Origin of the sequence: Mesorhizobium sp. ZC-5, assembly GCF_025753855.1 — a bacterium.
Classification (GTDB): Bacteria; Pseudomonadota; Alphaproteobacteria; order Rhizobiales; family Rhizobiaceae; genus Neomesorhizobium.
The window spans coordinates 1-1,137 of sequence record NZ_JAOWPT010000060.1; the positions used below are offsets into that span (position 1 = coordinate 1).

The window sequence follows — 1,137 nt, forward strand, 5'->3', positions numbered from 1 at the left end:
GGGGAGAGCGACTGTCTTGGCGGTCAAGCGTTTTGCCATGGTTTTTGGTCTCGGATTATTGCGTTGAGGATGGTGAGCAGTTTGCGCGCGGTTGCGACGATAGCGACGATTTTTGGTTTGCCATGCGCGACGAGTCTGTCGCGGAATGTCTTGAGGGTCGCGTTGTGACGGGCCGCAACCATGGCGCCTATGAAGAGGGCGGCGCGCACGCTGGCCCTGCCGCCGCCGATGAAGCTCTTGCCCCGCCACTTGCCGGATTGACGGGTGAAGGGGGCAAGCCCGGCCAGCGAGGCGATCTGGCGGCGCGACAGGCTTCCCAGTTCGGGCAGTTCGGCGATCAGGCTGCGGGCGATGCGTTTGCCGACACCCGGCACGGAGGACAAAAGAACCTCCTTGATGCGCCAGGCCGGCGAGGCGCGAACCTGCTTGTCGAGATTGCCGTCGAGGCTTTCGAGCTCGCGCCTGAGCGCAGCGAGAAGGCGGGTAATACTCTTCCTCAACTGGCGTTCGGCGGCCCGCTTGAGGCGGGCTTCCTCGGCCACGATCATGGTTACGATCTGGCGGCGCCGGGCCACCAGGTCGCCCAGCCGCCGCGCCTGCGCATCGGCAAACGGCTTTGCGACCGCGCCGCTCGCCTGGGCAAAGCGGGCGATCACCGCCGCGTCGATCGGGTCGGTCTTGGCGCGCTTGCCCAGCGCATCGGCGAACGAGCGCACCTGCGCCGGGTTAACCACCGCAACCGGCACCCCGGCCGCCGACAGGGCGGCAGCCGCAAGCGTCTCGAAGCCGCCCGTCGCCTCCAGCGCCACAAGGCAGGGTGGCTGCGCCTTCAGCCGTTCCAACAGCCGCTCGACCCCGCCAGCGTCGTTCCTTTCGAAAAAGGCCTCGCCAGACGCAAGCACATGCACGTCAAGCCGTTCCTTCGACACGTCGATACCCACCACCGTTGCGTCCATCTTATCCCATCCTTGCCTAATCGGGCTTCGCTTGCGGCCCAGGCGACTGTTCGGGGTCGATGGAATGGAGGACGGCGACACAAGCTCTCCCACGGGCTCGAGCGCCCAGAGGTGTGTCGTGCTCCCGTCCGCCGCCGCACCCGCTACCTTAGCAGATGCGGACGTATTCAAGTTACAAGGT

At 66.0% G+C, this 1,137-nt stretch carries 1 protein-coding gene; it reads right to left on the bottom strand.

Features of this window, described 5'->3' with window-relative positions:
- Positions 1 to 23: 23 nt before the first annotated feature.
- A complete protein-coding gene (locus OHD58_RS30490) occupies positions 24 to 956 on the bottom strand; it encodes an IS110 family transposase (protein WP_263807310.1) in 933 nt (310 codons plus the stop codon).
- Between the last annotated feature and the right edge of the window lie 181 nt (positions 957 to 1,137).

What these genes read in the sequence shown, in the direction of transcription:
- OHD58_RS30490 (WP_263807310.1), bottom strand. Translation starts at nt 956, where the DNA reads ATGGACGCAACGGTGGTGGGTATCGACGTGTCGAAGGAACGGCTTGAC.